The organism is Clostridium sp. MCC353, from assembly GCF_018785315.1.
Lineage (GTDB): Bacteria > Bacillota > Clostridia > Lachnospirales > Lachnospiraceae > CHH4-2.
The window spans coordinates 202,458-217,010 of sequence record NZ_WQPN01000109.1 but is presented as its reverse complement, the minus strand read 5'-3'; the positions used below and the strand labels follow the sequence as shown (position 1 = coordinate 217,010).

General features: G+C 40.7%; 14 protein-coding genes, 3 tRNA genes and 1 pseudogene. 17 read left to right on the top strand and 1 reads right to left on the bottom strand.

The window, feature by feature from the left end:
• The first annotated feature begins 176 nt into the window (after positions 1 to 176).
• The 17 genes and pseudogenes from GPL15_RS19230 to GPL15_RS19150 all read left to right on the top strand — a co-directional run bounded on the left by GPL15_RS19230 (position 177) and on the right by GPL15_RS19150 (position 14,155).
• A tRNA-Asn gene (locus GPL15_RS19230) sits at positions 177 to 249 on the top strand.
• A gap of 60 nt (positions 250 to 309) precedes the next feature.
• Positions 310 to 381 (top strand) — tRNA-Glu (locus tag GPL15_RS19225).
• A gap of 50 nt (positions 382 to 431) precedes the next feature.
• Positions 432 to 502 (top strand) — tRNA-Cys (locus GPL15_RS19220).
• Positions 503 to 765: 263 nt separating this feature from the next.
• Positions 766 to 852 (top strand): hypothetical protein, encoded by an 87-nt coding sequence (locus GPL15_RS19215; RefSeq protein WP_215700296.1) that lies wholly within the window; start codon positions 766 to 768, stop codon positions 850 to 852.
• A 559-nt stretch (positions 853 to 1,411) separates the two neighbouring features.
• Positions 1,412 to 3,193, top strand: coding sequence for a group II intron reverse transcriptase/maturase (gene ltrA / locus GPL15_RS19210; RefSeq protein ID WP_215700291.1), 1,782 nt, complete (start codon positions 1,412 to 1,414; stop codon positions 3,191 to 3,193).
• A gap of 257 nt (positions 3,194 to 3,450) precedes the next feature.
• Positions 3,451 to 3,786: a hypothetical protein gene (locus GPL15_RS28140; protein ID WP_215700290.1), complete on the top strand. Its 336-nt coding sequence runs from the start codon at positions 3,451 to 3,453 to the stop codon at positions 3,784 to 3,786.
• A 12-nt stretch (positions 3,787 to 3,798) separates the two neighbouring features.
• Positions 3,799 to 4,410: pseudogene (locus GPL15_RS28135) on the top strand (AAA family ATPase); the annotation flags it as partial.
• Positions 4,411 to 4,856: 446 nt separating this feature from the next.
• Entirely contained in the window at positions 4,857 to 5,057 is a 201-nt protein-coding gene (locus GPL15_RS19195; RefSeq protein ID WP_215700288.1) for a hypothetical protein, read from the top strand.
• 779 nt (positions 5,058 to 5,836) lie between these two features.
• Entirely contained in the window at positions 5,837 to 6,178 is a 342-nt protein-coding gene (locus tag GPL15_RS19190; protein WP_215700287.1) for a hypothetical protein, read from the top strand.
• Between the two features lie 134 nt (positions 6,179 to 6,312).
• Positions 6,313 to 6,567 carry a hypothetical protein gene (locus tag GPL15_RS19185; protein ID WP_215700286.1) on the top strand — a complete coding sequence of 85 codons (255 nt, stop codon included), beginning with the start codon at positions 6,313 to 6,315 and terminating at the stop codon, positions 6,565 to 6,567.
• 425 nt (positions 6,568 to 6,992) lie between these two features.
• Positions 6,993 to 7,451 (top strand): IS66 family insertion sequence element accessory protein TnpB, encoded by a 459-nt coding sequence (locus GPL15_RS19180; protein ID WP_252198505.1) that lies wholly within the window; start codon positions 6,993 to 6,995, stop codon positions 7,449 to 7,451.
• A gap of 289 nt (positions 7,452 to 7,740) precedes the next feature.
• Complete coding sequence (locus GPL15_RS19175) at positions 7,741 to 8,097, top strand: YodL domain-containing protein (RefSeq protein WP_215700285.1); 357 nt, start codon at positions 7,741 to 7,743, stop codon at positions 8,095 to 8,097.
• Between the two features lie 41 nt (positions 8,098 to 8,138).
• Complete coding sequence (gene dndB, locus GPL15_RS19170; protein WP_215700284.1) at positions 8,139 to 9,197, top strand: DNA sulfur modification protein DndB; 1,059 nt, start codon at positions 8,139 to 8,141, stop codon at positions 9,195 to 9,197.
• Positions 9,166 to 10,638 carry a DNA phosphorothioation system sulfurtransferase DndC gene (dndC, locus tag GPL15_RS19165; protein ID WP_252198504.1) on the top strand — a complete coding sequence of 491 codons (1,473 nt, stop codon included), beginning with the start codon at positions 9,166 to 9,168 and terminating at the stop codon, positions 10,636 to 10,638. The genes dndB and dndC overlap by 32 nt, the downstream gene beginning before the upstream one ends.
• A 10-nt stretch (positions 10,639 to 10,648) precedes the next feature.
• Entirely contained in the window at positions 10,649 to 12,631 is a 1,983-nt protein-coding gene (dndD, locus tag GPL15_RS19160) for a DNA sulfur modification protein DndD (protein ID WP_215700283.1), read from the top strand.
• 2 nt (positions 12,632 to 12,633) lie between these two features.
• Positions 12,634 to 13,023, top strand: a complete 390-nt coding sequence (gene dndE, locus GPL15_RS19155) for a DNA sulfur modification protein DndE (protein ID WP_215700282.1) — start codon at positions 12,634 to 12,636, stop codon at positions 13,021 to 13,023.
• A 1-nt stretch (position 13,024) separates the two neighbouring features.
• Complete coding sequence (locus GPL15_RS19150) at positions 13,025 to 14,155, top strand: cysteine desulfurase family protein (protein ID WP_215700281.1); 1,131 nt, start codon at positions 13,025 to 13,027, stop codon at positions 14,153 to 14,155.
• Between the two features lie 53 nt (positions 14,156 to 14,208).
• Here GPL15_RS19150 and GPL15_RS19145 read toward each other — a convergent pair whose 3' ends face one another.
• Positions 14,209 to 14,544: a hypothetical protein gene (locus GPL15_RS19145; RefSeq protein ID WP_215700280.1), complete on the bottom strand. Its 336-nt coding sequence runs from the start codon at positions 14,542 to 14,544 to the stop codon at positions 14,209 to 14,211.
• Positions 14,545 to 14,553 lie beyond the last annotated feature (9 nt).

The following is a 14,553-nucleotide window of genomic DNA, read 5'->3' as shown; positions in this document are numbered from 1 at the left end:
AGGGCAGAGGTGGAAGCATGGCAACATGTGCAGCTGACTGTTACTAATCGGTCGAGGGCTTAACCAAGTTGGTTTAGGAAAGAGGAACCGGTATGAAACCGGAACGGATGGAACGGCAGAGATGCTGTGGATGATATATAATTCAGTGTGTGGTTTTGAGGGTACATACCCTATGATCCTTGATAGCTCAGTCGGTAGAGCACGCGGCTGTTAACCGCGGTGTCGTAGGTTCGAGTCCTACTCAGGGAGTTGAAACTGCTCGATATGGGTTGACAGATGCAAAAAAATATAGTATTATATAAAAAATCCGGCCCCATGGTCAAGCGGTTAAGACATCGCCCTTTCACGGCGGTAACACGAGTTCGAATCTCGTTGGGGTCATTAGAGTTGAAATTCTATAGAAGTTCAACTTTTTACAATATCATATGTATGGCGACATAGCCAAGTGGTAAGGCAAAGGTCTGCAACACCTCTATCACCAGTTCAAATCTGGTTGTCGCCTCTCTTATGAAAGTCTCGGAAATTTTAATTTCCGAGACTTTTTCAATTCCGGTCAGGCGGTGTTTTACAAATAAGCCCCTTGCCTCGAATCTCCTTTTTTCTCCAAGAAGATATCTGTGGAAAGCCGTTTGGGAATATGATATGATGGTAACAGGCAGAGAAAAAGAAGGTTGAAAATATAGAAGGAGGAAAAACGTTACCCATTGGAACCGACGATTTCCGGAAACTGCGGGAAATAATGCCTATTACGTGGATAAAACACTGATGATAAAGGATTCCCTTGAAATGCGGGACGAGGTGGCGCTAGTCGTCCGGCCCAGACGGTTCGGGAAGACGCTCAGTGCGACATGAAGTCGCTTCTTTCAGATATAGCAATCGCTATATTTACCAGTGCAGTGAAACTGCTGCCTTTGTAGTGAAAGGTATTCCCACCCGAAACGACGTTGGAAGCAACTCCAGGGTCGGTTGCATGAGGGAAAGCCTAATGAAAGTTCAGTATCCAGAACAGACAGGGCAAGGGAAAGTATGGTACGGTCTATGATTTAAACGTCGTAATTGCCAGCGGCAGATAGGATATGGAGCACTGTCGTATACCAGGCAGGAACATATGCTACACTACCCATAAGTCTGGCGGCGGATTGAGTAGACCTAACCTGTATAAATCTGGTAGAAGTGAAACATGGTAAGCCCTGTAAAGTCCATACATGTGGTAGGCCGACCGTAAGGAAGGCGGAATCCTTTCAGGGTATGGGAACGTCAGAGAAAGCGAAGGCCGCCGCTGCGCAAGCAGACGGGAAGGAAAATAACCGGGCGGATTATATCGAAAGATATACCCGAAAGGGTGCAGACTTCTGACTGGTGTACAACACGGAAATAAAGCGGAAAGCAGAGAACGAAAGGGAGACACAAGATGAGAAATGCTTCATATCAAATGAAGTCCGCGGTGCCTTCCAATATCAGGTGGGAAACCATTGAATGGAAAGAGATAACCAGATATATAGTGAAACTGCAACAACGAATATACCGTGCCGAAGTTCAGGGAAACAAACGCAGGGTCAGAGACCTGCAAAGACTTGTGCTGCATAGCAGGGCAGTCCTGTTACTGTCAATCAAACGTGTTACACAGACAAACAAAGGAAAGAAAACTCCGGGAATCGATGGAGAAACAGCCCTGACAGGGAAAGAACGCATAGACCTGTATCAGGAAATGAGCCAGAAGGATATCCGATACCATAAGGCGAAACCCAGCTATAGAACCTACATCAAAAAGAAGAATGGAAAGCTGCGGCCATTATCAATTCCAACGATAAAGGACCGTATCTATCAAAATATAGCGAAAACAGCGCTGGAACCCCAGTGGGAAGCAAGATTCAAGCCAACCACCTATGGATTCAGGCCGGGAAGAGGCTGCCACGATGCGGTTATGAGAATTTACAACACATGCAGCGGAGGGAAGAAACAATGGGTATTCGAAGGAGATTTCAAAGGCTGTTTTGATAACCTGAATCAGGAATACATACTGGAGAAAATAAAAGGATTTCCGGGAATAGAAGCAGTCAAGGGCTGGCTGAAAGCCGGGTATGTGGATAACGGAGTATTCGAAGAAACACAACAGGGAAGCGGCCAGGGGTCACTGATATCGCCATTGCTGGCAAACATAGCCCTGACCGGAATGGAGAGGGAACTGGGAATCCGGTACCGTGAAAGCAGATGCTGGAACCGGAACACAAGCCATACCAATCAGTCAGAATACAGCATCGTATTTTATGCCGACGATTTTGTCGTGATGTGTGAAAGCCGCGAAAAGGCAGAAGGAATCTATGAGAAACTGAAGCCATACCTAAAAGAGCGAGGATTGGAATTATCAGAGGAAAAGACCAGAGTAACATCGGTAGGGGAAGGATTTGACTTTCTGGGATTCACAATACGGAGGTACCAATGCCAGCAGGGAAGTAAGCTGCTGGTGAGGCCATCGAAGAAGAGTGTGAAGGAAGTGAAGAAAGAGATGTCGGAGACGGTGAAAAAACTTCATGGCAGTAACGTGAATGCAGTGATAAAAGAGCTGAACGCGATATTGACAGGAGTAGCCAACTACTGGCGCCCCATGAACGCAAAGAAAACCTTCTCCGAGATAGATAACCACATCTGGAACATCACATACCGATTCGTAAAACGACTCCACCCGAAAAAGGGGTGGAGACACTGGATAATCCCCCGATATTACAAACCAGACCGGACAGGCCAAAGCCGTGACCGTTGGATACTGACGGCTCCGGACACAGGAAACCAACTGAAAAAGATGTCCTGGACGGCAATCAAAAGACACACGCTGGTAGCATACAAGAATAGCCCGTATGACAGAGAGCTCAAGGAATACTACGAAGCAAGAAAGAGAAAAACGTTTGAAGGAAACACGATAGGAAGCAGGCAGAAGCTGTCAAAAATGCAAGGTTACAAATGCCCGCTGTGTGGAGAAGGGATAATGGAGCCGGAGGAGAAACTGATTCTGAAGCACAAAATCCCAAAGGAGCACGGAGGAACGGAAGAATACAAAAACCTCCAGTTGGTACACCTGTTATGTAAAAGGATATATTACTACAGGCTGCCAAAGAAAGCGCCCCAGCCAGACAATAAGCAGATAGCCAAGGTATGTGAAGAGATAAAACAACTAAGGCTAAGCGGAATCATCTGAACAGAAGATAAAGGTATGCTTGAGCTGTATGTCGGGAAACTGACACGTACAGTTCTTAGGCGAGAAAGGGGAAGCAATTCCCCCAACTTAGCTGACATATGACGATGCTTCGGGAGTTTTTCGACATTACAAAGGACAGCTGGGAACTTTTTGAGGGTCTAGCAATAATGGAGACGGAGTAGGCGGATCAGATCAATTCCCGATCAATTATTTATTTCACCTTTAAAGACTGCAAAGGCGCAACTGCTGATGAGCTGATGTTTCTTGTAAAACGGAATCTGTATCAGGAATATTTACGGTATGAGAAGCTGTTAAGGAATAAAGTAGATAAGGATTCCTTTGAAACAAGGGATTTTTATGCGATGATAGATGTTTTGAGAAATCCCCAGGCAAACTATGGGCAGTATTCTTTTTCGATTCAGCTTTTGACACAATTTGTCAAGAACGGCTATGGTATTGCACCTATTCTGTTGATTGACGAGTACGATCAGCCAATTATGAGTAGTTACGAATATGGTTATCATGAAAAACTGGGCCAGTTCTTTTCAAATCTTTACGGAAGCGCAATGAAGGGGAATTCTGTCTTTGGATAGGCGCTTCTTACAGGAGTTCATCGGGTGGCGAAGGAGAGTATTTTTTCGCAGTTTAATAATGCCAGGGTATACACAGCGCTGCATAAGACATATGCACCGTATTTAGGTTTGACTGCGGAAGAAACCGAGAAGCTTTTAGCCGACTACAGTTTGAAACTGGATGAGAAAGTGTGTAAAAAATATGACGGGTATCGATTTGGGGACATTGAAATGCATAATCCCTGGTCGATCTTAAATTATGCTGATTTAGGCAGTTTAGATAATTACTGGATTAATACGTCCTCTAATTATCTGTTAAAAAAGGCGCTGCAGACGGCAGACCGGCGCTTTTGGGAAAAGTTAGAACAGTTGATTTCGGGAAAAGAAATTGCGGTATGGATTACACTGGAAATTTCGTATATTGAAAGGGATAGTAATCATAGCCTGTGGGGACTTCTGGTGAATACCGGCTATTTGACTGCTCTGAGGCGGGTGGATGAAAACACTGCGGTGGTGAAGATTCCTAATGATGAGGTGATGTCAGAGATCCAAGTGCTGATTGCTGAGATATCCGGTATTGATTACTTGGACTTAAAGCAGATGATGTCCTGTCTGCTAAATAAGGACATGAAACTTTTTCTTTAAATGTACCAGGAGATTGTGCTTTCCTGTACCAGCTATATGGATGCCAGAGAAAATGCCTATCATATGTTGTTCCTTGGTATGGGCATTACACTGTGAGGTTCCTATAAGGTGACCAGTAACCTGGAAACCAGTTATGGCTGAAGTGATATCACACTACAGTCTTTGTCTCCGAAGAATATCAACGTCATTGTGGAGTTTAAGCAGGGAGAGGATATTAGGCAGTTAAAAGAACAGGCGTTGCAACAAATATTGGACAATCAGTATTATACAGGTTTGTCCGGAGAAGTTTTATGTGTGGAAATCGCCCATAATAAAAAACATTGCGAGACGACTTATAAGGTGATAAATATATAGTGTTATAGTATATTAGGAAGATCAATAATTAAAATTAAAATGGCATTACTGCATGGAGTGGGCGGTAATACCATTTTTTAATGGAGGTTTGTATGAATTTTATTGAAAAGCAGATAAAAATACTTAATAGAAAGATAACGGTCAGGATTACTATGCTGGAAAAAAGTATAGAGGATCTTAAAATTCGGCAGAGAGAAGATGAATTTGTTTATGGAGTTAGAGGAGCATATAGGAGAAAAGAAAAGCTATTCTTAAAAGGGAAAAGGAAATTAATGAGCAGTGCGAGTTTGTGAAACAGATTAAGAAACCGGTCATTGCCATCGAGATTATATTTTCGTCCCTTTATTGTAAGTAATGCCATAATGAAATACTAACGGAAGGCAGGATGAAGGAGGACTGGTATAAGTGTCCGGTGTGCCGGAAGATGATTTATGGAAGAGCGAATAAAAAGGAAGTTGGGATCGTAAGCGAAAGGTATTTGGAGTGATATTTATAACAACTGGTTTTGTCGATAAAGCGGTTATGCAGTAGAATTGTGTGATTATATTATAATTGCTTACGATTTCAAAAATAGTATGATGGAATACAAAGAGAGGCATGACTTGGATATCAAAGGCGGTGACTAGAATGGAATTAAAGAGAGATATTTATAATAGACTTTTCGAGTGAAAAAAAGAAATTCTCACAAACTGCTGGAAGTGGAAGGGGCATGCCAGGTGGGGTAAACTTTTATTTTAGATTCATTTTCTAAGGAATATAAGTCTTATATTTACACTAATATGATTGGCTCTACTGGACAGAGATTCTTATAGTGTTTGGAGACGACACTAAATTGGGAACCTTGACAGATACCGGTTGAAAAGCTGATTCACAGGGCAATTGAGTTGTATAAGCCGAATTTCATTGACAAGAATGATTTGTTGGTTGTCATAGATGAAATCCAGGATTCTCCGATAGTCTATAGTAAGATCAGGGAATTTTCAAAGGAATTTAAGTGCTATTTTATTGTGACCGGAAGTTACCTGGGGAAAAAGAATATTTTCTGTTTGCTGGAAACGTGGAGTCACTCACGATGACATCCTTGACATTTCTGGAGTTTTTAGATGCCTTTCATATGAGGGATTTATATGAAAACATTGATTTGTTTGACGCTTCCGGCTATGAAGATTATGACAAGTTGAAGAAATATTTTGATATCTACCTGCACATTGGGGGGTACCCGGAGGTCGTAAAAACATATATTGGGACTGGAAGTATCGAGGCATGTGCGGATTTGAGTGAGAATCATGTGGCAATTTTTGTCAAGGAATCGACCAGATACTTTGACAGTCCATTGGAGACTGCAACTTTTGATAAGGTGTTTTCGTCCATCGCGGCGATGATGCTGAAAAAAAGAAGGGGACTAAGGATTTAATTACAGATTTAACTAATATTATATTTAAGGAAGAGAGCGGCAGGATAGCGAAAAAGATAGTTAATTACGCAATCAACTGACTTTATTCATCGCACCATATTTGATATTGTAGTAAGAGCGTTGATTGCGATAACTTGAATATTGTTGAAAATTCCCGTTACTATTTTATGGATCTGGGAATCGCAAACAGATGCCTTTCTCTTACCGGTACGGTTCAGGAAACAATTGATGGTTACCTGTGTGAGAATTTTGTGTATTTAAATCTGGTAGACAGGATTAAGCGGCGTGAAACCGCAGGTCAGGTTCCCTGGTTCGGAACGGATGAGAAGATGAGCGGGACTTTTACGTGCGAAGTCGGTTGGATTATAAGAATTATGGAGTTGAGATGAAACGGAAAAAGAGATTGCTGTGATAGCCAATGGGCTGCTGGAGAAGGGAAAGCTGGATTATGTTTATAGCCTGAAGAATACTTATGGGGGAGGGCGTGGAAGGAAGTATGCAGTTCTGTTATATTTGGTAGGGAAGGTTGGGGGTGATTTAGGAAAGGATATGTAAGGGCTTTTGTCGAAAAGGAATTATTAATTGTATAAGTAATGAGGTATAGGACAAATTCTTCAATTTGTAAGTGGTGGTTGCTCTTTTTGGGGCAGCCAATTTGTATGGCTTTAGTAGATTGTTGTTGGATTGTAAATACTCCATAATCTGTGGGCTGGATTGCAATTGGTTTTATGCGATAATGATATCATCAAATCCGCTTGGAAAAATCTAGGAATTTTGATTAGAATTTTTTGAGTTTTTATAGGAGATCTCAAGTATGTATGAAGTTATGCAGATCCGTGCAGCCAGCTGGGCTGCAATGATTAAGCAGCGCAATCATAGTGGTCTGACGATCAGAGAATGGTGTGCTGATGACGGTAACCAGGAGTCTGTGTATTATTACAGGTTAAACCGGCTGAGAAAAATGGCACTTGATGTTAGTGAAACACCAGACCCTTCTCTCAAAGAGGTTCCTGTTTCCGAACTATTCGCTCAGATACTAGCCGCAGCTGCTCCAGACTCAAAGGCAGCAATCCGGATCCGACGCGGTGACACCGTTGTGGTAGTAAGCGACGATGCTCCGGACGGCATCCTCTCTTTCTTGAAAGAGGTGATGCATCCGAAAAATGAACAGATTCGTTTATATCTGCCGCTCACAAAGGACGGCATTGTTTTTAGCCAGGTACTGGCTATGGAGCATTTACGATCCGAAGAATGGAAATGCCCGAAACAATAAACCATCCGCTATTGATATGCCCCTTGTCTATTTGACAAAGGGCATATCATGGACGGGGGCATGATTTTTGTATAAGCGTTTCGAAAAAATGCGTAGCCATCGCCCGAGATGATCGATAAGGGCTTGGGATATCCCAACAAGTTTCTGAAATTGTAAGATTTGGGAAAAGTTGCCCGCTGCTTGTCAATTAGCAAATATGTTTGTCTCTATAAAGACAAACAAAATGATTTACAAGACTTCCAAAAGGATGTATAATACAAATATTGAGCATTGACATGGAGGGACGCATATGCACAATGGATTCAAGGAGCGATGCTTATCATATTATTCAGGGCTCGTTTCCCCTGTCTATGAGCAATATAAAATAAAGGATGACACGAAATACGCCATTCAAAGATTCTGCTCTCTTCAGACCCTTTCAGAATACTCTATTCAGCCAACGATTTCTGATTACAAGCTGTGTGAATGTGGTTTATTAACTTATGATGCACCGCTAGAGCAAATGGTTGAATCGATAATTGACAAGAAGAATTCATTTCGCAATAACAGTATTTCTGTTGGAGATGTAATTAAAGTGTTTCGTGCCACTAATCGGTATCTTTATTTTGTTGATCCAGTTGGCTTAAAACCGCTTAATGCATTTTAAACTTTATTCCATTAACCAAAGTGAATTTATGAGGAAGAGAAATGGACAATGCATCTTTTGTTTTTCCTGCTGTAAAAGGTATACAAGCAAATAAAGAATATTTTACTGCAATGGTTCCTTTGGAGATAATTCCGAAAATCTTTCAGTTTGCTAATGAAGAGTTACCTCCGGAAATAAGAGCTCAGAGAGTACTAAATAAATCCCGCATTCCAGAAATGAGGGATTACATAATTAATAACCCCGAATCATACGTCTTTTCATCATTAACTGTATCGGTTGATGGAGAAATGCTTTTTGAACCAATAAATGATGTAGACTCCATGATCGGTCACGTATCTATTTCAATGAGCGCAAGATTTTTGATAAATGATGGCCAGCATAGACGTGCTGCAATAGCTGAAGCCATCAAGATTAATCCCGAGTTGAAGAATGAGCATATTTCTGTAGTGTTCTACCATGACAAAGGACTTAAATCTTCACAGCAGATGTTTTCGGATCTTAATAGATATGCGATACGACCAACAAAATCAATAAACATATTGTTTAATTCCAGGGAAGAATCCTCTATTATTGCAAAAGATGTTATCAAGGATGTTTCTGTATTCACAGGATTGACTGAAAAGGAAAAGACTACTGTTTCAAATAGGTCAAAAGCGTTATTTACTTTAAGTGCTATTAGTGCAGCAACTGTCGAGCTGTTAAAAGACATAAAACTTGATATATCTCAAAAAACGGGGCTGGCTGTTGAGTTTTGGAATGAAGTGGCATTGAATATGCCGGAATGGATTGCGGTAATGAGGCATGAGCAGAAGTCGTCTGATGTTAGAAGCAATAGTATTTGTTCACTGAGCATTACTTTGGTTGCTATAGGACATGGCGGAAATAAATTATTACACGCCTATCCTCAGGATTGGAAAAAGAGAGTTGCTAACCTTTCGAATGTCGACTGGAAAAAGGATAACCCTATTTGGAATAATCTGGTTTTTGTTAATGGCAAGGTGGCAGCTAACAGATCTTCTCAAAAGGCCTTATCTACTTATATTGAAAAAATAATGATGGAAGAGACTGATGAAAACAATGGCAAATCTAACCAGAAATGATATTAGAGAAGTGATTGAAACTATAAAGGGATTATATCTCGAAGATATGATTCCATGGATTTGTGGTTATAGTGGAGGTAAGGATTCTACTGCTGTCGTTCAGCTTGTATGGATGGCGCTTTCTGAATTACCGAAAGAGAAATTAAAGAAAGCGGTTCATGTAATATGCACGGATACACTGGTAGAATCTCCGGTTGTCGCTATTTGGGCAACAGAATCATTAAAGAAAATGACCGAACGTGCGAAGGCTGCGAAATTGCCAATTATTCCGCACAGGCTCACTCCTGCTATTACAAACACGTTCTGGGTGAATTTAATTGGTAGAGGTTACCCATATCCTAGAAGAGATTTTCGCTGGTGCACAGACAGAATGAAAATAGACCCTTCCAATCGGTTCATAAAGGAAGTTCTTGACGCTGAAAGCGAAGCTATTATGGTACTTGGCTCCAGAAAAGCAGAAAGTGCAACTCGTAAAGCCATTATGGAGGGATATGAGAAAAAACGCTATAGAGATCATCTGAGCCCTAATGGCTCATTCCCGAACTCGTATGTATTTACACCTATTGAAAACTGGCTGAACGATAATGTGTGGCAGTTTTTAGTTCAGTACGAGAATCCTTGGGGCCATTCAAATAAAGATTTGCTTGCTATGTATAGCGGTGCTTCTGCTGATGGTGAATGTCCTCTTGTCATTGATACATCTACACCTTCTTGTGGGAATAGCCGTTTTGGATGTTGGGTTTGTACTATGGTAACAGAGGATAAGTCTATGGCTGCTATGATTCAAAATGATGAAGAAAAATCGTGGATGTTGCCAATGCTGGATTTTAGAAATTATATTGCTGGTGACTGGAAAAATGATAGAAAACGCCGAGACTTTAGAAGGCGTGACGGTCATTTGACTTGGCACAATAACGGACTGGTACATGGACCGTATACACAGGAAACGCGTGAAGATTTTCTGCGCAAACTGCTTCAGGTTGAAAAACTTGTTCATGAAATTGGCCCGGACGAAATCAAGGATGTTCCTCTTATTACAATGGATGAATTAAAACTCATCCGGCAGATTTGGTTAGATGAGTTTCATGAATTTGAAGATATTCTTCCTAGAATCTATGAGGAAGAAACAGGAAAACCTTATAGTGATGGAATTATAGGAAAGAACAAATACTTTGGAGCAACGGAAACAGAAATTCTCAAACAAGTATGTGCTGACATGTGTTATGAGGAGACGCTTATGCCTCAGATGTTGAAAGCTTTACTTGATGTTGAAGCCAAAGCAGCGGCTATTTCTAATAAGCGAAATGTAATTAACAATCTGGAAAAAGAGATTAAGAAAGCTTTTTATAAAAATGAAACAGAAGCTGAAGGCATTGCTTCTTCTCGAGCAACTAAACTTTCTGAAGCCATGGAAGAAAACGATGAAGAATTTGTAGAGTGAGGTGATCCGAGTGTATTTTACCAAGGTTGAATTGCATAATTTCGGTATATATAAGGGCACTCATGAGATGGTCCTCACTAATAAAATTGGTGAACGTAACATTACGTTGATTGGAGGTCTTAATGGCCGTGGAAAAACGACCTTTCATGATGCCATACTAATTGCTTTGTATGGAAAGCAGGCCCTGAAATATATACAGGAAAAAGAAAAATCATACGATAAACTTCTGGTTGATCATATTAACAAGCATGCTACTGATGGCGCAACATACATAGCTGTAACTCTTGTGCTTGAAGACAATGTAGTGATTCGTGTGAAACGAATTTGGAGCCTCAAGGGGAAAAAAGTTGATCAGCAAACAAGCGTTGAAAAAAACGGTACAATAGATAAATATTTGGGGGAGAACTGGAGCTATTACATCGAAGAAATACTGCCTTTTGGTATTGCGAGATTTTTCTTCTTCAATAATGAAAAAATAACTCAGCTTGCTGATGACAGTTCTTTTGAACAGATTAAGAGTTCAATCAAGTCTGCTATAGGTGTTTCAACAATCGAAAAAACGATTGAGCATATAGATGAGGTGATTCGAAGAAAGAAAGCTGCTCTTAAAACATTTGAGGCTAGTGAATTAAACCAAGAATATCAAGCAGTCGAGAAAGAAATATCTGATATCGATCAGCGTTTAGAGGAAGCACAGAGAGAATTGAATAAGCTTGAGCTTCGGTGTCAAAAACTTACGATTCAAATTGAAACCAAAGAGAGCGAATTTTGGTCTTCTGGAGGAGATCTTAGTAGAAATCGTGATTCAATTAAAGCTGAGATGAATCGGATTTCAGGTCTGGCAGAACAAATCCAGCAGGAAATTCTCCAACTGGCTTCCGGTGCCGCTACTCCATTGGCGCTCTGCAAAGACTTGGTTGTTCAGTCGTATAACGAAGAACAAGAACAGCTTCAGGGCGATGTAAAACGCCATACAGATACAGTAGTTAATGACAGTTACCAGAGAGTGATCAATCGTTTAAACGAAAGTAATTTGCCTTTAGAAGTGCTGGATCTGGTTAAAAGAATAATCAGTGACGAGTTGGTTGTACATATTAGTGAGGCGGTAAACGAAAATCGCATTAGTATGTCTCCAGCAAGTCTCATGCTATACGAAAAACTAATATCAGAATTTTTCCCTGAGATATCTCAAAAAATTTCAAATTTGCTCTCTTCTTCTGAGTCTCAGGAAGCTGAATATATGAGTTTGGATGCTCACCTTGACGCGGCGGATGATAAAACTCTTGCTATGCAGTTATATGAAGCATTAAAGAGTATTGAAAGGGAAAAGGCCATTGCTGATGCTGAATTCCAAAGAAAGTGCGACTCTATCGAAAGTATGAATCGTCAGAGAAAGATCCTTGTCGGGAAGAGAATTCGTCTCATTAAGGGCATGGCTGAGAAAGAAAATGCAAATGATGATAACATGCGTATTATCAAATATGCAGCGATGTCTATTGAGACACTGACCGAGTTCAAGAAGCGTCTTCAGTTTGAAAAGGTTGAACGCCTTTCTGATACTGCAACAAAATGCTTTCAGACATTGATTGAGAAGAATTCTTTGGCAAAGAGAATTGATATTAACGCAAAAACTTTGGATGTTACCATTATTGACATCGATGGCAATGAGTTACTAAAGAGTCAGTTATCTGCAGGTGAACAGCAAATGTTTGCGGTGGCTATTGTGTGGGCGTTGGCATTATCTTCGGGTTATAAAGCTCCGGTTATTGTAGATACGCCTATGGCACGACTGGACTCTTCTCATAGAACCAATTTTGTAACAAAATATCTTCCCGCGGCAAGTTCACAGGTTATGGTTCTTTCTACCGATGAAGAAATCTACGGCAGATATTTGGATATGGTGCGTGAAAATGTTGTGGATTATTACACACTTCTCTATCGCGAAGATGAACAATGTACATCTATTGTGCAGGGATATTTTGAGGAGGCATGATTATGATCGTAAAACATTTTAAGCTTTCTCAGCCGGAAAAAGATCGTCTGATTAGAATAAAAACCAAAACCGGTATTCAAAACTGGAATATTATCTGCCGTTGGGCGCTTTGTTGGTCATTAGCAGAACCAACCCCTCCTGGAGGCATAGATCCTTTATCGGATAGCAACGTTGAAATGGACTGGTCGACTTTTGCGGGTGAGTATTCAGAAATATATGAGGCAATAGTTCGTCAGAGATGTATAAATGATGGATTTGGAGACGATGAAAAGACGTTGGCGAAATACTTCCGTCTCCACCTGAATAGGGGAATAAACCATTACAGTTCGAGAGATGTATTAAAGAATTGTGCTGACCTCCTAAAATCTGCAGTAGCAAAAGAAGGAGAATAATATGGCGGTATATCTAGATTATAATGCTTCCTCACCAGTTGATGCACGAGTTTTAGACCGTATGATTGAAGTATACCGTTCTCATTATGGGAATGCCGATAGTAGAACCCATACTTTTGGAACGGATGCAAAGGAAATCGTTGAAAACGCAAGGAAAACAATTGCAGAGGTTCTTTGCATTGATAGTACAGATATTATATTTACGAGTGGTTCCACAGAGAGTAACAACATGACCACGGTTGGTTTGCTTGAATATGCTCTAGAGTCAGGACGGAATCACTTTATCACAACATCAATAGAGCACAAATCTATTCTGGAGGCTATGAAATATTTGCAATCGAAAGGGTGTGTTGTGGATTTTGTATCTCCTGGCGAAACAGGTCGCATAAAGCCGAGTCAGATTCTAGACTTAGTAACTGACAAAACTCTTCTCGTGTCAATGATGCACGTGAATAGCGAAACTGGCATTATTCAGCCGATTGAAGAAGTTGGAGAGGCTCTTGCTGGAACTAAAACATACTTCCATATTGACGCGACACAGGGATTCGGAAAGCTGAATGATTCATTACGAAAAGTCAAATATAATATGATGAGTATCACTGCGCACAAGTTGGGTGGTCCGCAAGGCATCGGAGCGCTGATACTGAAGCGAGATAAAACTTATCGTCGGCCACCTGTTAAGCCGCTTCTATTTGGAGGACAGCAAGAACGCGGTTTTCGTCCTGGAACTACTCCAGTAGCATTGGTTGCCGGCTTTGCACTTGCTGTAAAACTCTGTAATGAGGAAGCGGCCGAACATATGAAACAATGTGCAGAAATAAAAGCTTCTTTGCTGTCGGCTATAAAGGAACTGAAGTATCAGGTTAATGGAGATCCACAGTATTGTATTTCAAATACAATCAACATCAGCTTTTCCGGGGTGGATGCAGAAAGCTATTTTGTATCCTTAAAAGACGAATATGCATTTTCAAATGGATCAGCATGTAACTCTGGAAGCCATACACCAAGTTATGTGCTGACCGCTATGGGGCTCGATGAAAAACGAATTAGTGAAGCAATTCGTATGTCGTGGGACGCTCACGTTAACCCTGATTTCTCAGCATTTTGTAATTATATAAAATCAATAGTATAAAACAGAAGGGACAGCCGGATTTGCAGGCTGTTCCTTCGTTTTTTTAGGGTGTATTAATATTTTCGATTAAACTCAGAAAGAATCATATCAAAAACTTCCGGATTGGAAAGCAAGAGTGAATATACTTTCTGCATACTTGAACTAGCGGCAGACAGACCTTGTTTCCCATCTGTTGCAATGAAAACAACATTCTGGAACATCATTTTCATTCCATTTAGATTTCTGAATTTTTCATCATGTGCAATTTCTAACTTGTCAGCTCTTTTAACAAGTCTTTCCGAAAGAGAGCTAAGCTTTTCATCGATATCAGACGCAGACATATTGCCTGAAGAACAGTAAACGTCTATCAACGCAACCAGTTCTTCGACATCCCAATTAACTTTCATCATCGTTATTTC